An 18,509-nucleotide genomic window follows, 5' to 3' on the forward strand; every position below is an offset into this window, starting at 1 on the left:
GGATGAGTGCTGACGTCTATCCGCGCGACATGGTCGGCTACGGCCGCACGCCGCCGCATCCGCGCTGGCCCGGCGATGCCCGCATCGCGGTGCAGTTCGTGATCAACTACGAGGAGGGCGGCGAGAACAACATCCTGCACGGTGACGCTGCCTCCGAAGCCTTCCTGTCCGAGATCGTGGGCGCCCAGCCGTGGCCTGGCCAGCGCCACATGAACATGGAGTCGATCTACGAGTTCGGCTCGCGCGCCGGCTTCTGGCGGCTGTGGCGGATGTTTACCGCGCGCAAGCTGCCGGTGACGGTGTTCGCCATCGCGAGCGCGATGGCGCGCAATCCGGATGCTGTTGCTGCGATGAAGGAAGCCGGCTGGGAGATCGCCTCCCACGGCCTGAAATGGATCGACTACCGCGATGTCCCCGAGGCCGACGAGCGCGCCGATATCGAGGAGGCGATCCGGCTCCATACCGAGCTGACGGGCGAGCGGCCGCTCGGCTTCTACCAGGGCCGCACGTCGGAGCGCACGCTCGACATCGTGTTGAACGAGCAGGGCTTCGTCTACAGCGCCGATTCCTATGCCGACGAATTGCCGTACTGGATCGCAGGGCCGCACGGCCCGCAACTGATCGTGCCCTATACGCTCGATGCCAACGACATGCGCTTCGCCACCCCGCAGGGCTTCAATTCCGGCGACCAGTTCTTCGCCTATCTGAAGGACAGTTTTGATACGCTCTACGCGGAGGGCGCGGAGAGCCCGCGCATGATGTCGGTCGGGTTGCACTGCCGGCTGGTCGGCCGCCCCGGGCGCGCGGCCGCGCTGGCGCGCTTCCTCGACTACATCACGGGTCATGACAAGGTCTGGGTCGCGACCCGGCTCGACATCGCCCGGCACTGGATCCGGACCCATCCGCCGGCCGGCGCGTGGCGGCCCTCGCAGATGTCGCGCGTGCTGTTCGTGGAGCGCTATGGCGACATCTTCGAGCACTCCCCGGAGATTGCCGACCGCGCTTACCGCGCCGGCCTGTCCGCATTCGACGACGCCGCGGATGCGCTGCATACGACGCTCATGAACGTCGTCCGCGCCATGAGCCGCGACGAGAAGCTGAAGCTGATCCGCGCCCATCCGGAGCTCGCCGGCCGCGAGGCACTGGCGGGTGAGATGACGAACGACTCGATCGGCGAGCAGGGTCGGCTCGGCTTCACCTCGCTGTCGCGCGCCGAGTTCGAGCGCGTCGCCGACATCAACCGCCGCTATCGCGACAAGTTCGGCATGCCGCTGATCGTCGCTCTGGCGCTGCACGCCGACCGCCCCTCGGTCATCGCCGAGATGGAGCGTCGCATCGGCAACGACCCGGACACCGAGATCGCCAACGCCATCGACCAGATCGGTCACATCACCCGAGCCCGGCTGGCGAAGAAGTTCGATCAGGACTGAGCAAGGATCCGCTCGGCGTCGGCAGCGACATCGAGCAGCAGGCGGTCGCGGCCGCGGGCCGCGATGAGTTGCAGACCGAATGGCAGTCCGTGAACGTTGGCGCCGCAGGGGATCGAGATCGCCGGCACGCCGGCGTGATTGGCGTAAGGCGTGAACACCGCATGCGCGCGCGGGCTCGCCGGCTTGCCGCCGATCTTGGATGGGCCGAGCTGCGTGAATGGCCAGGCGACGCAGGGCACGGTCGGCGCCAGCAGCACGTCGGCCTGTGTGAAGAAGCTTGCGAAGGCCCGCGCGATCTGCGCGCTTGCCTCGAGCGCACGCGCGACGTCGGCGCCGCTCAGGCCGAGCCCGCGCTCGATCTGCTTGGCGATATCTGGATCGAATTGCGCCGGATCATTGTGGAAGGCGTCGCCGTAGAGCGCGGCCAGCCCGGCATGCTGGAGCGGCATCACCGCGTCCTCGGCAAGGCCCGGCGGCCAGACGGGATCCTTGTGGACGATCGGCATGCCACCGGCGCGGAGGCGGTCGACCGCCCGCTGCAGGCCAGCGCTGATGTCGTCATCGACCGCGACGTCCAGCCCGAGCCGCGGCGAGAACGCCACGCGCGGCGGCGTTGCATGATCCGCCGCGGCCACATCGAACGTATCAGGATCGCGCGGATCGGCGCCGGCCATGATCTCGAATGCAAGCCTGGCATCGCCGACATCGGCCGCAATCGGCGCAATCACCGAGATGCGCCAGAATGGCTCGGGGAATCCCGGGCCGTAGGGAATGGCGCCGAACGACGGCTTGAAGCCGACCACGCCGACATGGGCCGGCGGCCGGCGGCTCGAGCCGCCGGCATCGGTGCCGATCGCGAGCGGCACGAGCCCAGCCGCCACCGCAACGGCGGGACCGCCCGACGAGCCGCCGGGCGTGAGCTGCCGGTCCTGCGGATGAACGGTCGGTCCGAACAGCCGCGAGGTCGTCACGCCCTTGCAGGCGAACTCGGAAGTTGCGCCGATGCCAACGATCACGGCGCCAGCGCGGCGCAACCGCGCGATCGCGATCGCATCCTCGGGCGCGATGAAATCAGCGAACAGCCGCGAGCCCTGCGTGATGCGCCAGCCCTCGACCCAGATGTTGTCCTTGACCACGATCGGCACGCCGGCGAGCCGCATTGCTTCGCCGGCGGCCACGCGCGCATCGACGGCATCGGCCTCGGCGCTCGTTCGCGCCGGATCTGTGGTGACGACGGCGTTGAGGTCATGGGCCGCCGCGATCCGCGCCAGCGCCTGCTCGGCCATCTCTCTGGCGGTGCTTTGCCGCGCCATGACAGCGCGTGCGATGTCACTTGCGCGCATGGGATCGCTCCATCAGCAGTACGGCTGTGCCTGCGGCCGCCGTCAATCCGAGTGCGACGAAGCTGCCGCCGAGTCCCACGCGGGGAGTCAGCAGCGCGACGAGCAGCGGTGCGGCGACAAGGCCCAGGAACGAGGCGGTGAGCACTGCGCCTGTCGCCTCGGCGACGCGTCCGGGCTTGGCGAGATTGGCGACCTCGGCGATGAACACGCCGTTCCAGCCGCTCGCCGTCAGCCCGAACACGATCGTGAGCAGGATCAGGATCGATCGGCTCAGCAGTGGCCCGCAGAGACCGAGCAGCATCGCGCAGACGGCCATGCCCACGCCCGCCATCACCAGCACGGCGCGCGCCGAGCGCAGGCGCGTCGCGACCACGCCCCAGCCCAGCCGTCCCATCAGGCCGGCGCCTTGCGCCGACGCCAGCACCCAGCCGGCCTCGACATGGCTCAGCGCGAGCTCTGACGTGCCGAAGCTGACGAAGCAGGTATTGAGGATGACCTGCATGCCACTGAACGGAATCGAGGCGACGGCGAGCGCGGCCATGCGGCGGTCGGCGCTGATCAGTCGCAATCGATCGAACAGGCCGAGCCGCGGCATGGTTGGCGGCGTCATGGCATAGGCCGGTCTGAGACGCTCGAAGCCGGCGACGGCGATGGCGGCGCAGACGATCACGGCGGCATAGGCGGAGCTCGGCGCCAGCAGCACGGCGATCGGCGGCAGCAGCAGCGAGCCGACGACGGCGCCGATCTGGTTGCCGGTCTGCCGGATCGAAAACACCATCGCGCGCTTCTCGGCCGGCACGAGCCGTCCGAGAAGCGCCGAGCTTGCCGGTGTCTCCGGTCCGACCGCAAGGCCGAGCATCAGCCCGGCCCCGAGCAGCGCCCATCCGCTCTCGAACAGCGCCAGCGACATGCCAGCGCAGACGGCGACCGCGCACAGGGCCGCCACGCGCAGCGAGCCGACGCGCTGGACCAGCGTGCCGCCCCAGAACGAGGAGACGAGGCTGATGGTGAAGGCTGTGGTGGAGAACAGCGACAGTTGCTCGATGCTCAGTCCAGCGCGCGGCGCCACGACGCCCGGCGCGAACAGCGCCAGCGACACCAGGGCCTGCAGCGCGGTCATCGCAGCGACTGCAGGCCACAGCGGCGGCGCTGGCGTTGATGCTTGCTTCGCGGCTATCATGCCGCGACAACCTGATGGCGGAGCACGAAATGGCCGGTGGAATCTCGGTTCATGCGGTTGATGTGGCGAACGGGCGCCCCGCGCGTGGCCTGCGCGTCGCGATCTGGCGCGTGACGCCCGATCGCACGCTGCTCGCGGAGGGACAGCTCGGCGCCGATGGCACTCTGCAGGCGCCGGTCGTCGAGGGCGACGGCGTGACCGCCGGCGAGTATGAGGTGCTGTTTCATGTCGGCGAGTTCTTCGGGACTGGCGCTCAGACGAAATTCCTCACCACAGTGCCGTTTCGCTTCGCGATCGACAAGGTCGAGGAGCACTTTCATCTGCCGCTCAAATTCACTCCCTGGGGCTATTCGATCTTCCGTGGGGCCTGAGGTACAGCTCGCGCCGTCGTACGCTGATGGTTGGACGATCCTGCCTGCCAAGGAAATACTCGTCATGCCCGTGTCCCGGGCATCCACGTCCATCCACGATCGCCGGCCGACGTGGATGGCCGGGACAAGCCCGGCCATGACGGCTTGGAGTTGGACGGGCACGAACTCCCAATTTCAGGAACGGGCACTCAGCCTCAACCCGTCAGCCGCTTCGACAGTCCGGTGGTGCGCTCCATGATCGTCATCAGCGCGATCGTGGCAATGATCAGCACGCTCGACAGCGCGGCGATGGTGACGTCGAGCTTGCCTTCGAGGTCCTGCCACATGCGGATCGGGAGCATGTCGGTGGCGGCGTCGCGCAGGAACAGCGACACCGGCACGTTGTCGAACGATGACATGAAGGCGATGAAGGCACCGGAGATGATGCCGGGGCGGATCAGCGGCAAGACGATGCGGCGGAACGTGTAGAGCCTGGAGGCGCCGAGGATCGCCGAGCTTTCCAGCAGGGTCGGCTCGAGCTGGGCCAGTGCCGCGACGGTGTTGCGGACGACATAGGGCACGCAGACGATGGTGTGGCCGATCACCAGGGTCAGCAGCGACACCGGTAGGCCGATCAGCGAGAAGAACATCAGCGCCGCCAAGCCGAAGGCGAGTGCCGGCAGTACCAGCGGCGACATGAACAACGAGTCCAGGAGCTTCGCCGTGAGCGTCTTCGAGCGCGAGATCGCCAGCGCCGCGGCGACGCCGAGCATGATCGACAGACCCGTCGACCATAGCGCGACGACGACGCTGTTGCGTGCGGCGAACTGCAGCTGCCAGGCGTTCCACAATTCGACGTACCAGCGGGTCGAATAGCCCGGCGGCGGGAATTTCAGCGAGAAGCCGGACGTGAAGGAGACGATCACCACGACCAGCGACGGCGACACGATCAGGATCAGCGCCAGCACGGCAACCACCGTCATCACGATCTGGAAGCTCAGCGCTTCCCAGTTGCGCTGGCGCTGGCTCATCTGGCGTCTCCATAGCCGCGCGCACGCCGCCCGAGTGTCGAGAACAGCGCGACGATGGCGAGCACTGCGAACAGGAAGATGATCGAGATCGCCGCCGCGAACGGCCAGTTCTGCAAGGTCGAGGCCTGCTGATACAGATACATCGGCATGAACAGCATCTGACCGCCGCCGACCAGCGACTGCGTGATGAAAGCGGTGATCGCAGCCGCATAGGTCAGGGTGCAGCCCGCGATGATGCCTGGCATCGACAGCGGCAGCATCACCTTGACGAAGGTGCGCCAGCTTCCGGCGCCCAGCGAGGCCGAGGCGTCGGAGAGATTGGGATCGATGCGGCCGATCGCGGTGATCAGGGGAAGCACCATCAGCGGCATCTGTACCTGCGCGAGCGCCGCGACCAGTCCGCCTTGCGTGTAGATCATGCGCAGCGGCGTGCCGATCAGCCCGAGCGATTGCAGCACGGAGTTGATGATGCCCTGCCGGCCCAGGATCACGATCCAGGCGAAGGTGCGGACGACGACGCTGGTGAGCAGCGGCAGCAGCACGATCATGATGATCAGGGTCTGCACCCGGCTGCCGGAGCGCTGGTACAGCCAGGCGATGGGATAGCCGAGCACGAGACAGGCGAGCGTCACCTCGGCGCCGAGCAGAAGCGTCGAGCCGAGCACGGCGAGGCTGAAGGGGTCGGTCAGGAATTTGACGTACTGGCCGAGCCCCCACACCGTCGCCGCGGTGTCGTTGTGCAGCGAGAGAAAAAGAAGTTGCGCCAGCGGCAGCACGAAGAAGATCGCGAACACCAGGCCCAAGGGCAGAGCAAGCCCTAGGCTGAAGCTGGTCACGTCTCCAGGTGCGGTCGTGGCGCTCTTCATCGCGTCAGATCTTGATGCCGCGGTTGAACTTCTCGATCCAGGACGCGCGCTGCTCGTTGATCTTCTTCCAATCCTGGAACACGAACTTCTTCTTCAGCTCCGCGGTGTCCTTGGCCAGCACCTTTGCGATCTCGCCGGACATCGCGACCTTGGTGTTGGTCGGCACGATCAGATACGGTGAGTTCATCAGCGTGGTCTGCACCTCCGGTGACAGCGCCGCCTCGATCAGCTTGAAGGCAAGCTCCTTGTTCGGTGAGTTCTTGACGATGTGGATCGTGGTCTTGAAGGCGATCGCGCCTTCCTTGGGCGCCACGAACTCGACGGGCACGCCGCGCGCTTTCAGGATCTGGATGGCGTTGAAGTTGCCGGGCGAGATGTCGATCTGGCCCTGCTGGAACAGGGTCGCCAGCGCGCCGGGATTGGCGGCGACGGCGGCGAGGTTCGGCTTCAGCTCCTCCAGCGCCTTGAAGCCTTCGTCGACATTGGCTTCCGAGCCGCCGCGCATGCGCGCGATCTCGACCAGCCAGCCGGTGCCGAGCGTGGAGTTCAGATTGGTGATGCCGACCTTGCCCTTGAACTCGGGCTTCCACAGATCGGCCCACGAGGTCGGCGGCGTCTTCACCGTCTCTGGATTGTAGGTGAGGCCGACGACCTGGAAGAACGGCGCCGGGCCCATCGCGTCCTGCGCTTCCGGAATCAGGTCCTTGAAATAGGTGCTCTTGTCGGCTGGGTAGGGCTCGACGAGATCCTGGCCGATCGCGACCAGCGCCGGACCCGGGTCGTGCAGCATGACGTCGATCGGCGGATTGGCCTTGGCGGCGTTGACCTTGGCGATCTGGTCGACCGACAGCATCGGATCGAGCACGATCGCCGCATCGGTGTTGGCCTTGCGGAAGGCAGGGACGAGCACGGCTTTATGTGCTTCTTCCCAGCTGCCGGTGAAGGTCGCGAACACCAGCGGCCGCGCCTGCGCGAGGCTCAAGCCCGGGAAGGCGTGCATGGCTCCCAGCGTCAAGGCGCTGGTCAGGAGCCGGCGGCGATCAAGCATCATGTTCCACTCCGATGTGTCTGTTGGTCTATTGCGGGAAGACGGTGGCGAGGCCGGGTGCGATCGGTGCGACCCGCACCGGGGCGCCGGCCTCGCGCAGCGGCGTGCCGCCGGTGCGGGCCTGCGAGATCTTGATGCTGGATCCGTCCTTGGCCTTGATCTCGTGGACGACGGTGGCGCCGAGCGGCAACGCCATGCCGATCTCGCCGGCAAAGCCGGTGTCGTCGCTGACGAAGGTGAGGTGCTCGGGACGCAGGCAGACGGTGACCTTGTCTGAGGCACTGACCGGATGCGGTGCGCGCGCGATGATCTCGCCGCCGGCCTCCAGACCAACCTTGACACTGCCCGCGTCGGTCGCGATCACGGTCCCCTTCATCTTGTTCGCCGTGCCGACGAAGCTGTTCACGAACAGCGTCTGCGGTTGGTCGTAGATCTCGGACGGCGTGCCGAACTGCTCGAGATGACCATGGCTCAGCACGGCGACGCGGTCGGCCATCGACAGCGCCTCCTCCTGGTCGTGCGTCACGATCAAGGTTGTGGTGCCCGCCATGCGCTGCAGCCGCTTGACCTCGATCTGCATGTCGAGCCGCAAATTCTTGTCGAGCGCCGCGAACGGCTCGTCGAGCAGCAGGATCGACGGCTTGATCGCCAGTGCGCGCGCCAGCGCCACGCGCTGCTGCTGTCCGCCGGACAACTGCCGCGGCAGCCGCTCGCCGAACGGGCCGAGCTGCACCATGTCGAGCAGCCGCTGCGCTTCCTTGTTGCGCGTCGCCTTGTCGACGCCGCGCGCGGCGAGGCCGTAGCCGACATTCTCGGTGATCGAGAGATGCGGAAACAGGGCGTAGTTCTGGAACACGATGCCGACGGCGCGGCGGTTGGGCGGCAGCGCGTCGACGACGTCGTTGCCGATGATGACGCGCCCCTCGCTCTGGCCGATGAAGCCGGCGATGATGCGCAAAAGCGTGGTCTTGCCGCAGCCCGAGGGCCCAAGCAGGGCGATGATCTCGCCGCCTTTCACATCGAGATTGATGTCGGAGACGGCCATCGTGCCGCTGGCGAAGCGGTGCGTGATCCGATCCAGAACGAGCGACTTGGCTTCCGATACGCTGGCCATGGGCTTCCTGCTCTATTCGTTTGAAAAAGCAAGAAGCGTGCCGCCTTTTCAGGCAGTGGCGGCTGCTTGTGTACAAAAGAGGGTGTGACAGGTACGCCAGTATTAAGATGCCATTCCAGCTAGGAGGCACGGGCGTGCGCCGACGGCGATGCGCTCCCTCGCCCCGCTTGCGGGGAGAGGCACGGATCGAGCAAGCCCACTAACAGTGCCGTCCAGCTAACCGTCGCGATGCTCCAGCCGTGCGGCCAGCGCCTTGGGCAAGCCTGTCGTCGGCTTCGCGGCGGGGCGGCGGAAGGTGCCGGCGGTGGCTTTGCGCATCTTCAAGGCGAGCAGTGCTTCGGCCTGCTTCACCGCGGCGATCACCTGATCGACCACGGGGACGGGAATGCGATGCGCGACCCGAGCGGCGAGCCCCGACAGTGGCGCGCCGGCGAAGATCAGGACATCGGCGTCATTCTCCTCGACCGCGCGCAGCGCCAGCTCGACCAGCAGCTCCTCCTTTTCATGCTGCACGTCGGAGATCTGCTTGAAGCTGCCGTCGAGCATGCGGATGCCGGCGCAGCGCTCCATCAGCCCGTGCATGCGCACGCACTCCTCGTACCAGGGGCCGAGCGCCTGCGCGAAGGTGACGATCGCGAAGCGCCGTCCGGCCATGCAGGCCGTCAGCATTGCGGCCTCCGCAAGCCCGATCACCGGCACGTCGAACAGCTCGCGCGCCGCGAACAGGCCGGGATCGCCGAACGCGGCGATGATCGCAGCGTCGAAGGTGCCGTGACGCTCCGCCAGCATCTCCAGTGCGACGGCGCCGCCGATCTGCGCCTCGGCGCGGGTGGCGATGTAGGGCACGCCGCGCGGCGCGGTGCAGGGGATCAGGGTGGTGCCGGGCGCAGCAGCCTCCCGGCCGACCTGCAGCATCAGGTCGGTGATGTCGGTGCGGATGTTGGGATTGAGCAGTACGATGTTCATGGCGCCTCGCGAGTGGATATGCGAGCTTGCCCGAGGGATTGCCGCATTGTCCACAACGGTGGCCGTCAGAGCGCGCCCTTGACCACGATGCCTATCAGCGTGGCGAGCAGAGACAGTATTGCACCAAGGCTGAGCAGCCGCCGCAGCTTCAGGAACCAGGCCCGTCGATCGTCGCCGCCGAAGCTGAACTCATCGTAGACCAAGGCGGTCAGCAGCGCGGCTGCGAGCAGCACCAACGCGGGCAGCGCCGGCAGCAACAGCGCGACCCAGCCGAGCAGGGACGGCGTCACCCCCCAGCTCATGCGCGGCCAGCCTGCCAGCGCCGGCGTCTGCACGGCGACGCCCCAATGGATCGCGCCGAGAAAGCTCACGATGACCGCGCCATAGCCGATCTGCGCGCGCAGCGCGGCCAGCCGGATCGGACCGTCACCTGCAATCACCAATGCGGCGAGGCCCGCGAACGGAATCAGCCCGGCGAGGCCGAGAATGCGCATCGAAGCGGGGACGCCGGACATCATGACGCTAGCCTCCGCGGCTCCTGGCGATCGCAGTGGGCGTCCGGCCGCGGTCGGATCGGCAGCGGTCCGAGCAGTATCTCACCTCGTTCCAGTCGCGTGCCCATTTGCGCCGCCACGCAAACGGGCGGCCGCACGCAGCGCATATCCTGGTCGGCAAGTCGGCCTTGCGCCGCATCTTCGGCATGGCGTCACCACGCGACCCAAATGCCGCGCCGGGGCAGGGCGGCATCTGCCGCCTCCCTGCCGGAACGCGTCGCAATCCGCTCGTCCGTCACGTTCGCCCTCGCCGATCAGTGCGACGCGCCGGCTCCGGCCGGCACCGTCCACGCTGAACAACGATCGATGAGCGCCGCCGGATCAGTGGCCCGCGGGGCGCTCGTGGTTGCGGCTCAGGCTTTGGTCACGTGGACGGCGGGCGTGGTACCGCCGTTCCACTTGCCCTCGATCGCGCGCTCGATCTGGGCGGCCAACTGCAGCAGCAGGCCGTCGTCGGCCTGCTTGCCGATCGCCTGGATGCCGAGCGGCAGGCCGTGCTCGTTGGTCGCGAGCGGCAGCGAGATCGCCGGAATGCCGCAGAGGTTGGCGAGCGGCGTGAACGCGAAGTTGCGCCAGAGATTCTCGAACCAGTCGAGCACGTCCGGATTGTCGCTGATCGTCAGATATTCGGTGGTGCCGATCTTCGGGGTCGGCAGCGCGGTGATCGGGGTCAGGATGATATCCCAGTCCTCGAAGAAGGCGCCGAAGGCGCGCGAGGTGGTGTTGAACACCGCCTGCATCGCCGCGCGCTCGGCGAAGCTGGTGCCGCGGCCGGCCTCCCAGATCCGGATGTTGATCGGCTCGATCAGCTCGGCCGGCGGCCGCTCGAGCTTGTGCGACGCGAGCAGGTTGTTGATGACGATCGCGAAGTTGGAGATGTAGCAGGTGGTCTGCGCCGCGAATGCGGCGCGATAATCCACGTCGGGCAGCGCGTAGCCGACGTGGTGGCCGAGGCCCTCGAGGAACTTGCCGACACGCGCCAGCTCTGAAGCGATGTGCGGCGTGGCGCGATAGTCGCCCCATTGATGCGACAGCGCGATCCTGAGCTTGCCGGGATCGCGCTTGATCAGCTCGACGTAAGGCTCCGGCGTGGTCCAGTACGGCATGAACTCGCCCGGCGCGCCGCCGCGGCAATGGTCGACGAACGCCGCGGTGTCGCGCACGCTGCGCGACTGGCAGCCCTGGATCGAGACGAGGCCGGAGAGATCCGACAGATGCGGCGCGATCGAGAACACGCCGCGCGAGACCTTCAGCCCGATATTGCCATTGACGCCTGCGGGAATCCGGATCGAGCCGCCGCCATCGGTGGCATGCGCGATCGGCACCACGCCGGCGGCGACCATCGCGGCACTGCCGGCCGACGAGCCGCAGGTCGTGTAGTCGGTATTCCACGGATTGCGCGTGACGTAGACGGCCGGGTTCTCGGCCGAGCTGCAAACGCCGAACTCCGGCGTGGTGGTGCGCCCCATCAGGTTGAGGCCGGCCTTGCGCATCTTCGCCGTCAGGTGCGTGTCGGCGGCGGGGCGGTTGCCACGCATGAACAGCGAGCCCTGCTCCTGTAGGCGTCCGGCCATGGTCGGTCCGAGATCCTTCATCAGGAACGGCAGGCCGGCGAAGGCGCCGTCGGCATTGGCGCCCGCCTTGATGGGATCTTCGACGGCGTCGGCGAAGACTTCGACCACGCCCGATAGCGCGGGATCCACCTGGGCAATGCCTTCAGCCGCCTGCCGCGCCAGCTCCGCCGCCGTCAGCTCGCCGCTGCGAACGCGCGCCGCCAGCGCCATGCCATCATGCCGGGCCCACTCGTCCCAGCTCATCGCCAACGTCATCTGTCTTCCGATCCTTGCGCGCCGACCATCGATGCTACGCGTCCGAACGGTGCGATGATCAGGCGCTGTTCCACTTCCGGCGCCGCGAACCTTAGTTTGCACGAGAGCCAAGTCAATCAATCGCCCTGCATGCTGCCATACGATCCTATCATGCGGCGCGGCCGACCATCGTGCGCAATGAAGCCGACATACGAGCCGTTCCGGAAAACGGGACTGCGGCCCGCGGCGCCGGACGTTGACGCTCGTCAAGGCCGGCGCATGGCGCGCGTGCTTGATGCGGTCATGGATATCCTGACCTTCGGCGCGGCGGGCGCCGCGCTGCTCGTCACGCCCGGCCCAACCAACACGCTGCTCGCCACTGCCGGTGCGAGTCGTGGCGTGCGCGCCTCCGTTCATCTGCTGCTCGCCGAGCTTGCCGGCTATCTGCTCGCGATCGCGACGCTGCGCATCACGCTCGGTCCGCTCGTTGCGACCGCGCCGCTGGTCGGACATGCTCTCCGTGTCGTGGTCGTGCTCTATCTGCTGCACCTCGCGGCCGCGCTCTGGCGCCATGGCAGCAGCAGCGGCGCAAGCGATGCGGCGCCGGTCACCCTGCGCGGCGTGTTCATCACGACGCTGTTCAATCCAAAGGCCATCATCTTCGCCTTCACCTTGCTGCCGCCGGAAGGCGATGCGGCGAGCCTATGGCCGTTCCTGGTCGTGCTCGGGCTCTCGACCGCGACGATCGGAGGAGCCTGGATCGTGCTCGGCGCGACGCTGCGCTGCGGTCTCGGACATGTCGTGCCGGCGTGGCTCGGCTATCGCTGCAGCGCTGCGGCCCTGGCGCTGCTCGCCTGCGTGATCCTGGCGCCCGCCCTTGGCGCGCCATGAGCGGTTCCGCTTGTTACATTGTTGCTGATCGACAACCGCGCCGGCCACGTGCTATCCGCTCGCCGAACAGGGGGCGCGGTGCGCAGCATTGGCAAACGAGACATCACGAGCCGTTCGCGCATGCTGCGCCGGATCGTGGCTGCCTGCCTGATGCTCGCCTATGTCCTCGCGGGCGCGCTGCACGGCGCTTGTGACATCGACGTCGCCCATCCCTCCGCGGGCAAGCCGGAGATCGCGTCGCTGCTCGACCGAGCGGGCCACACCGATCAGCGCGGCATCGCCGACCATCATTGCCATGGCTGCTTCTCGGTGGCCGTGCCGCAGCCGCAGTTCGCCGCCGTCCCGGCCGAGGTCGTGGCCGCAACCGGCTGGGCCGTTCCCCTGCTCAGTGCAGGCGTCCTCCCCGAGTCCGAGTCTCCGCCGCCAAAACGCCTGAGCTGACGCAACGTGCCGGACGGCCGATGCCGTCCATCCTTGCCCGTCCAGACAGGTTCATCTCATGCCATTCCCCGGGATGGCTGCGCGTGCCATCGGCGCCGCAGCCCTGCTCGCTCTGTCCGTGCACGCCTCCGCGGCGCAGACGCTGACCCTCCGCGCGGCGCTGTCGCGCGCCCTCGCCGCCAATCCACGGCTATCCGCCGCCGACCGCGACATCGGCATCGCCTCCGGCCAGCGGCTCCAGGCCGGCGCGCTGCTCAATCCCGAGCTGTCCTACGAGCAGGACAATTCATTCGGCTCGGGTCAATATCGCGGCACGCGATCGGCCGAGACGACCTTGCAGATCAGCCAGGCGTTCGAATGGTTCGGCAAGCGCGACGCCCGCATCGCCGCCGGCCAGGCCGGCGTGCGCGCCGCCGAGATCCAGCGCCAGGCGGTACGGCTGGAGATTTTGTCGGAGACCGCGATCGCCTTCGTGACGGTGCTCGCCACGCAGCGGCGCATCCAGATCCTCGACGATCAGGTCGCAGCGCTCGATCGCCTGACGCCGCTGCTGCGCCGTCGCGTCGAGGCGGGCGCGTCGTCGCCGGCGGAGACCGGCCGCGCCGAGGTCGCCTCGGCGCTGGTGCGAGCCGATCGCGAGCGCGTCAAGGCGACGCTTTCGAGCGCACGCCGCGAGCTCGCCGTGCTGATCGGCGACAGCTCGGCGAAGCTCTCGGCCGTCACCGGGCGGTTCGATGCGACCGGCCAGCCGCCGGCGTTCCAGACCGTGATCGCGGCGATCGATGCCAATCCGCAGCTCGTCCGCTGGACCGCGGTCTACGCGCAGCGCAATGCCGAGCTGCTGCTGGCGCGGCTGAAGCCGTACCCCGACGTCCGCATCGGTGCCGGCTGGCGGCATTTCAACGACACGCAGGACGACGCCGTCAGGCTCAGCGTCTCCGTGCCGATCCCGGTGTTCGACCAGAACCAGGGCAACATCCTCTCGGCGCAGGAAAGCCTCGCCAAGACCGAAGCCGAGCGCAAGGCCAACCGCAACGCGCTGCTGGTGATCGCCGGCCGCGCCTACGACTCGCTGCAGGGCTCGCTGCGGGAATTGTCCGTGCTGCGCGAGATCGCAATTCCGAAGGCGCAGGAGGCGGCCGACGAGATCGCGCAGGGCTACAGCGCCGGCCGCTTCTCGTTGCTCGAGGTGCTGGACGCACAGGCGAGCGTGGCGCAGGCGCGGCTGCGCGAGCAGGAGGCGCTGCAGAACATCCATGTCGCCGTGGCGACGATCGAAGGCCTGGTCGGCCGTCCCTTCACCCTGGAACGGGAGACTGCGCGATGAGACCATCCACCGTCATCCTCATTGTCATCCTGGCGGCCGCCGCCGGCGCCGGCGCATCGCGCCTGCTGGTCGAGGCGGAGCCGCAGGCCCAGGCAACCGTCGGCCATGCCGATCATGCCGAGAAGGCACCGAAGGACCATGTCGAGCAGGACGAGCATGGCGCCGACCGCATCCGCATCAGCGACGTGAAGCTCGCCGCGGCCGGCGTCGCGCTCGCCGAAGCCGGCCCTGCGATCTTGTCCGATACGCTGGCGTTCAACGGCGTGCTGCGCGCCAATCAGGAAGCGCTGGTGCAGGTGACGCCGCGCTTTCCGGGCATCGTCCGTGCCATCAAAAAGCGCATCGGCGACACCGTCGCCAAGGACGAGCTGCTCGCCGCGATCGAGAGCAATCAGAGCCTGACCTCGTATGATCTCAAGGCGCCGATCGGCGGCACCATCATCGACCGCCAGATCTCGCTCGGCGAATACGCCTCCGAGCAGAAGCCGGCCTTCGTGGTCGCGGATCTCTCCACGATCTGGGTCGACCTGTCGATCTACCGTCAGGATCTCCGGCGCGTCCGCCTCGACGACGAGGTGCTGATCGATCCAGATGACGGACGCGGCGCGATCCGCGGCCACGTGTCCTACATCGCCCCCGTCGGCGCCAGCGAGACGCAGACCGCGCTTGCCCGCGTCGTGCTGGCCAATCCCGACGGCCGGCTGCGCCCGGGCCTGTTCGTCACCGCGCGGCTGGTTCTCGCCAAGCGCAGCGTCGCCGTGGCGGTCCGCGCGAGCGCGATCCAGACCCTGGAGAACAAGACCGTCGTGTTCGTGCGCGAGGAGGGCGACAAGATCGAGGCGCGCCCCGTGGTCACCGGCGAGTCCGACCCGACCTATGTCGAAATCCGCGATGGCCTCGCCGCCGGCGAACACTACGTCGCCGAGAACAGCTTTGTGGTGAAGGCGGAGATGGGCAAGGGGGAGGCCGAGCATGATTGACGCGGTCCTCGCGTTCGCCGTGCGCCAGCGCTGGCTGGTGCTGATCGCTGCGCTCGCCGCCGCCGGCTTCGGCGCCTGGAATTTCACCCGGCTGCCGATCGACGCCGTGCCCGACATCACCAACGTGCAGGTGCAGATCAACACCAAGGCGCCCGGCTACTCGCCGCTCGAGACCGAACAGCGCATCACCTTCCCGGTCGAGACCGCGATGGGCGGCCTGCCGAAGCTGGACTACACGCGCTCGCTGTCGCGCTATGGGTTGAGCCAGGTCACCGTCGTGTTCCTGGACGGCACCGACATCTATTTCGCGCGCCAGCTCGTCAACGAGCGCATCCAGCAGATCAAGGATCAGCTGCCCCCGGGCGTCGAGGTCGCGATGGGACCGCTCTCGACCGGGCTCGGCGAGATCTTCATGTATGCGGTCGAAGCCAAGCCCGGCGCCAAGACGCCTGATGGCGCCGACTACTCGCCGACCGATCTGCGCACCATCCAGGACTGGATCATCCGACCGCAACTGCGCGGCGTGCCGGGCGTGATCGAGGTGAACACGATCGGCGGCTTCGAGCGCCAATTCCACGTGCTGCCCGATCCCGGCCGTCTGATGGCCTACAAGATCAGCTTCCGTGACGTGATCGCGGCGCTGGCGTCCAACAATGCCAATGTCGGCGCCGGCTATATCGAGCGCAATGGCGAGCAATATCTGGTGCGCGCGCCCGGCCAGGTCGGCAGCGCCGCCGAGCTGAAGGACATCGTGATCGGCGCCCGCGGCGGCACGCCGGTGCGCATCGGAGACGTCGCCGAGGTGACCGAAGGGCGCGACCTGCGCACGGGGGCGGCGACGCTCAACGGCGAGGAGGCGATCCTGGGCACGGCGATGCTCCTGATCGGCGAGAACAGTCGCGCCGTTGCGCGCCGCGTCGCCGCCCGGCTCGACGACATCGCGAAGTCGCTGCCCGAGGGCGTGGTCACGCGCACGCTCTATGACCGCACCCATCTGGTCGAAGCGACGATCCGCACCGTGGAGAAGAACCTGCTCGAAGGCGCCGCGCTGGTCGTCGTCGTGCTGTTCCTCCTGCTCGGCAACATCCGGGCCGCACTGGTCACAGCCTGCATCATCCCGCTGTCGATGGCGATGACCATCACCGGCATGGTCGAGAGCAGGGTGAGCGCCAACCTGATGAGCCTCGGCGCGATCGATTTCGGCATCATCGTCGACGGCGCCGTCATCATCGTCGAGAACTGCCTGCGGCTGCTCGCCCAGGCGCAGCATCGCAAGGGCAGACTGCTCACGACCGCCGAGCGGTTGCAGACCATCATCAGCGGCGCGCGCGAGGTGATCGGGCCGAGCCTGTTCGGCACCGGCATCATCGCCGTGGTCTATCTTCCGGTGCTGACGCTGACCGGCGTCGAGGGCAAGATGTTCACGCCGATGGCGCTGACGGTGCTGATGGCGCTCGGTGCCGCCGTGCTGTTCTCGATCACCTTCGTGCCGGCAGCGGTCGCGATCTTCGTCACCGGCAAGGTATCCGAGCGGGAGAACCTCATCATGCGCGGCGCGCGGCGGGTCTACGCGCCGCTGCTGCGCGGCGTGATCGCGCACCGCCTGATGGTCGTAACTCTGGCCGTGGTGATCGTCGCGGCGAGCGGCTTTGCCGCGACGCGCATGGGCGGCGAGTTCATTCCGAGCCTTGACGAGGGCGACGTCGCGCTCGCGGCCCTGCGCATCCCCGGAACGAGCCTCACCCTCTCGGTCGACCTGCAGAAGGCGCTGGACGCGCGGCTGCGACGCATCCCGGAGGTGAAGGACGTGTTCACCCGCATCGGCACGGCCGAGGTCGCGACCGATCCGATGGCGCCGTCGCAGGGTGACGGCTACATCATGCTGAAGCCGCGCCAGGCGTGGCCCGACCCGGCGAAGCCGAAGGCGCAGCTCGTCGCCGAGATCGAGGCGGCGGCCGACGAGATCCCCGGCAGCAACTACGAGATCTCGCAGCCGATCCAGTTGCGCTTCAACGAGCTGATCTCCGGCGTGCGCAGCGACGTCGGTATCAAGATCTTTGGCGACGATCTCGATATCCTGCAGGGCGCGGCGCGCCAGGTCGAAGCCGCGATCCGCGGCGTCAATGGCGCGACCGACGTCAAGACCGAGCAGGTCGCGGGGCTGCCGATCCTGACGGTCAGGATCGACCGCCAGGCGCTGTCGCGCTACGGCCTCAGCGTGGCCGAGGTGCAGAGCGTGGTCGAAATCGCGATCGGCGGCAAGGCGGCCGGAAAGCTGTTCGACGGCGACCGCCGCTTCGACATCGTCGTCCGCCTCCCCGAGCGTCTGCGCGGCAATCTCGATGCGATCCGCGCGATCCCGATTCCACTGCCGGCGGGTGAGGAGGCGAATGCCGCGCCGCTGCGCACCGCCTTCTCCTCGGCCGCACAGCCGCGCTACGTGCCGCTGTCGTCGGTCGCGGCCGTGGCTTCGGCGCCGGGGCCGAACCAGGTCAGCCGCGAGAACGGCAAGCGGCGGATCGTCGTGTCAGCCAATGTTCGCGCCCGCGACCTCGGCTCGTTCGTGACCGAGGCGCAGGCCGCCGTCGCGGAGAAGGTCAAGCTGCCGCCAGGCTATTGGATCGGCTGGGGCGGACAGTTCGAGCAACTGGTGTCGGCGACCAAGCGTCTCACGATCGTGGTGCCGATCGCGCTCGCGCTGGTGTTCCTGCTGCTGTTCATGAGCATGGGTTCGTTCGCCGATGCCGCGCTGGTGTTCTCCGGCGTGCCGTTGGCGCTGACCGGCGGCATCGCGGCGCTGCTGCTGCGCGGCCTGCCGCTGTCGATCTCGGCCGGCGTCGGCTTCATCGCGCTGTCAGGCGTCGCCGTGCTCAACGGCCTGGTCATCATCGCTTTCATCGAACGGCTACGCCGGGAGGGACGCTCGGTGCGGGCCGCGGTGGAGGAGGGCGCGCTGGCGCGATTGCGGCCGGTGCTGATGACGGCGCTGGTCGCCTCGCTCGGCTTCGTGCCGATGGCGATCGCGACCGGCGCCGGCGCCGAGGTCCAGCGCCCGCTCGCCACCGTCGTCATCGGCGGCATCATCTCGTCGACGATGCTGACGCTGCTGGTGCTGCCGGCGCTCTACGTGCTGTTCAGACGCGAGGCGCGGTCCGCGTCGGCATAAGCGGCATGCAGTTC

Annotated in this window: 17 protein-coding genes; 7 read left to right on the forward strand and 10 right to left on the reverse strand. The window is 68.0% G+C overall.

The window, feature by feature from the left end; all coding sequences use genetic code 11:
* Window positions 1–2 precede the first annotated feature (2 nt).
* Window positions 3–1,430 (forward strand): allantoinase PuuE, encoded by a 1,428-nt coding sequence (puuE, locus tag QX041_RS28180; RefSeq protein WP_316167302.1) that lies wholly within the window; start codon window positions 3–5, stop codon window positions 1,428–1,430.
* Here puuE and QX041_RS28185 read toward each other — a convergent pair.
* Window positions 1,421–2,773, reverse strand: coding sequence for an amidase (locus tag QX041_RS28185; RefSeq protein ID WP_316167303.1), 1,353 nt, complete (start codon window positions 2,771–2,773; stop codon window positions 1,421–1,423). The genes puuE and QX041_RS28185 overlap by 10 nt on opposite strands.
* Window positions 2,760–3,953 carry an MFS transporter gene (locus QX041_RS28190; protein ID WP_315713683.1) on the reverse strand — a complete coding sequence of 398 codons (1,194 nt, stop codon included), beginning with the start codon at window positions 3,951–3,953 and terminating at the stop codon, window positions 2,760–2,762. Before QX041_RS28190 ends, QX041_RS28185 begins: the two co-directional genes overlap by 14 nt.
* 29 nt (window positions 3,954–3,982) lie before the next feature.
* On the opposite strand from QX041_RS28190, the gene uraH reads away from it, so the two are divergent.
* Entirely contained in the window at window positions 3,983–4,324 is a 342-nt protein-coding gene (gene uraH / locus QX041_RS28195; RefSeq protein ID WP_315713684.1) for a hydroxyisourate hydrolase, read from the forward strand.
* Window positions 4,325–4,518: 194 nt separating this feature from the next.
* Here the strand turns inward: uraH and QX041_RS28200 are convergent, their stop codons facing one another.
* The 8 genes from QX041_RS28200 to QX041_RS28235 form a co-directional block, all read right to left on the reverse strand.
* Window positions 4,519–5,334: an ABC transporter permease gene (locus tag QX041_RS28200; protein WP_315713685.1), complete on the reverse strand. Its 816-nt coding sequence runs from the start codon at window positions 5,332–5,334 to the stop codon at window positions 4,519–4,521.
* A complete protein-coding gene (locus tag QX041_RS28205; protein WP_315713686.1) occupies window positions 5,331–6,200 on the reverse strand; it encodes an ABC transporter permease in 870 nt (289 codons plus the stop codon). Before QX041_RS28205 ends, QX041_RS28200 begins: the two co-directional genes overlap by 4 nt.
* A 4-nt stretch (window positions 6,201–6,204) precedes the next feature.
* Window positions 6,205–7,251: an ABC transporter substrate-binding protein gene (locus QX041_RS28210; RefSeq protein ID WP_316167305.1), complete on the reverse strand. Its 1,047-nt coding sequence runs from the start codon at window positions 7,249–7,251 to the stop codon at window positions 6,205–6,207.
* A gap of 25 nt (window positions 7,252–7,276) precedes the next feature.
* On the reverse strand, window positions 7,277–8,362 hold the full coding sequence (locus QX041_RS28215; protein WP_315825895.1) for an ABC transporter ATP-binding protein: 1,086 nt from the start codon (window positions 8,360–8,362) through the stop codon (window positions 7,277–7,279).
* A 216-nt stretch (window positions 8,363–8,578) separates the two neighbouring features.
* On the reverse strand, window positions 8,579–9,328 hold the full coding sequence (locus QX041_RS28220) for an aspartate/glutamate racemase family protein (RefSeq protein WP_316167306.1): 750 nt from the start codon (window positions 9,326–9,328) through the stop codon (window positions 8,579–8,581).
* Window positions 9,329–9,393: 65 nt separating this feature from the next.
* Window positions 9,394–9,846, reverse strand: a complete 453-nt coding sequence (locus QX041_RS28225) for a DUF3429 domain-containing protein (protein ID WP_316167307.1) — start codon at window positions 9,844–9,846, stop codon at window positions 9,394–9,396.
* Window positions 9,847–9,850: 4 nt separating this feature from the next.
* Window positions 9,851–10,030 carry a DUF2256 domain-containing protein gene (locus QX041_RS28230; protein WP_315713691.1) on the reverse strand — a complete coding sequence of 60 codons (180 nt, stop codon included), beginning with the start codon at window positions 10,028–10,030 and terminating at the stop codon, window positions 9,851–9,853.
* Between the two features lie 205 nt (window positions 10,031–10,235).
* A complete protein-coding gene (locus QX041_RS28235; protein WP_316167308.1) occupies window positions 10,236–11,711 on the reverse strand; it encodes an amidase in 1,476 nt (491 codons plus the stop codon).
* Window positions 11,712–11,993: 282 nt separating this feature from the next.
* Between QX041_RS28235 and QX041_RS28240 the strand changes: the two genes are divergently transcribed.
* The 5 genes from QX041_RS28240 to QX041_RS28260 are packed head-to-tail and all read left to right on the forward strand — an operon-like array spanning window position 11,994 to window position 18,495.
* Window positions 11,994–12,581, forward strand: coding sequence for a LysE family transporter (locus QX041_RS28240; protein ID WP_316167309.1), 588 nt, complete (start codon window positions 11,994–11,996; stop codon window positions 12,579–12,581).
* 21 nt (window positions 12,582–12,602) lie between these two features.
* Entirely contained in the window at window positions 12,603–13,022 is a 420-nt protein-coding gene (locus QX041_RS28245) for a hypothetical protein (protein WP_315752156.1), read from the forward strand.
* Window positions 13,023–13,080: 58 nt separating this feature from the next.
* The gene (gene ihpA, locus QX041_RS28250; RefSeq protein ID WP_316167311.1) at window positions 13,081–14,349 is read left to right on the forward strand and encodes a divalent metal ion exporter subunit IhpA; all 1,269 of its coding nucleotides are present in this window, start codon (window positions 13,081–13,083) and stop codon (window positions 14,347–14,349) included.
* Window positions 14,346–15,329, forward strand: coding sequence for a divalent metal ion exporter adaptor subunit IhpB (gene ihpB / locus QX041_RS28255; protein WP_316167313.1), 984 nt, complete (start codon window positions 14,346–14,348; stop codon window positions 15,327–15,329). The genes ihpA and ihpB overlap by 4 nt, the downstream gene beginning before the upstream one ends.
* On the forward strand, window positions 15,322–18,495 hold the full coding sequence (locus QX041_RS28260; protein WP_316167314.1) for a CusA/CzcA family heavy metal efflux RND transporter: 3,174 nt from the start codon (window positions 15,322–15,324) through the stop codon (window positions 18,493–18,495). Before ihpB ends, QX041_RS28260 begins: the two co-directional genes overlap by 8 nt.
* Window positions 18,496–18,509 lie beyond the last annotated feature (14 nt).

This window comes from Bradyrhizobium sp. SZCCHNRI2009 (assembly GCF_032485115.1).
GTDB lineage: Bacteria > Pseudomonadota > Alphaproteobacteria > Rhizobiales > Xanthobacteraceae > Bradyrhizobium.

What these genes read in the sequence shown, in the direction of transcription:
- QX041_RS28225 (WP_316167307.1), bottom strand. Translation starts at nt 9,846, where the DNA reads ATGATGTCCGGCGTCCCCGCTTCGATGCGCATTCTCGGCCTCGCCGGG.
- QX041_RS28260 (WP_316167314.1), top strand. Translation starts at nt 15,322, where the DNA reads ATGATTGACGCGGTCCTCGCGTTCGCCGTGCGCCAGCGCTGGCTGGTG.
- QX041_RS28240 (WP_316167309.1), top strand. Translation starts at nt 11,994, where the DNA reads ATGGATATCCTGACCTTCGGCGCGGCGGGCGCCGCGCTGCTCGTCACG.
- QX041_RS28210 (WP_316167305.1), bottom strand. Translation starts at nt 7,251, where the DNA reads ATGATGCTTGATCGCCGCCGGCTCCTGACCAGCGCCTTGACGCTGGGA.
- uraH (WP_315713684.1), top strand. Translation starts at nt 3,983, where the DNA reads ATGGCCGGTGGAATCTCGGTTCATGCGGTTGATGTGGCGAACGGGCGC.
- ihpA (WP_316167311.1), top strand. Translation starts at nt 13,081, where the DNA reads ATGCCATTCCCCGGGATGGCTGCGCGTGCCATCGGCGCCGCAGCCCTG.
- ihpB (WP_316167313.1), top strand. Translation starts at nt 14,346, where the DNA reads ATGAGACCATCCACCGTCATCCTCATTGTCATCCTGGCGGCCGCCGCC.
- QX041_RS28190 (WP_315713683.1), bottom strand. Translation starts at nt 3,953, where the DNA reads ATGATAGCCGCGAAGCAAGCATCAACGCCAGCGCCGCCGCTGTGGCCT.
- QX041_RS28200 (WP_315713685.1), bottom strand. Translation starts at nt 5,334, where the DNA reads ATGAGCCAGCGCCAGCGCAACTGGGAAGCGCTGAGCTTCCAGATCGTG.
- QX041_RS28235 (WP_316167308.1), bottom strand. Translation starts at nt 11,711, where the DNA reads ATGACGTTGGCGATGAGCTGGGACGAGTGGGCCCGGCATGATGGCATG.
- QX041_RS28220 (WP_316167306.1), bottom strand. Translation starts at nt 9,328, where the DNA reads ATGAACATCGTACTGCTCAATCCCAACATCCGCACCGACATCACCGAC.
- puuE (WP_316167302.1), top strand. Translation starts at nt 3, where the DNA reads ATGAGTGCTGACGTCTATCCGCGCGACATGGTCGGCTACGGCCGCACG.
- QX041_RS28215 (WP_315825895.1), bottom strand. Translation starts at nt 8,362, where the DNA reads ATGGCCAGCGTATCGGAAGCCAAGTCGCTCGTTCTGGATCGGATCACG.
- QX041_RS28185 (WP_316167303.1), bottom strand. Translation starts at nt 2,773, where the DNA reads ATGCGCGCAAGTGACATCGCACGCGCTGTCATGGCGCGGCAAAGCACC.
- QX041_RS28230 (WP_315713691.1), bottom strand. Translation starts at nt 10,030, where the DNA reads ATGCCGAAGATGCGGCGCAAGGCCGACTTGCCGACCAGGATATGCGCT.
- QX041_RS28205 (WP_315713686.1), bottom strand. Translation starts at nt 6,200, where the DNA reads ATGAAGAGCGCCACGACCGCACCTGGAGACGTGACCAGCTTCAGCCTA.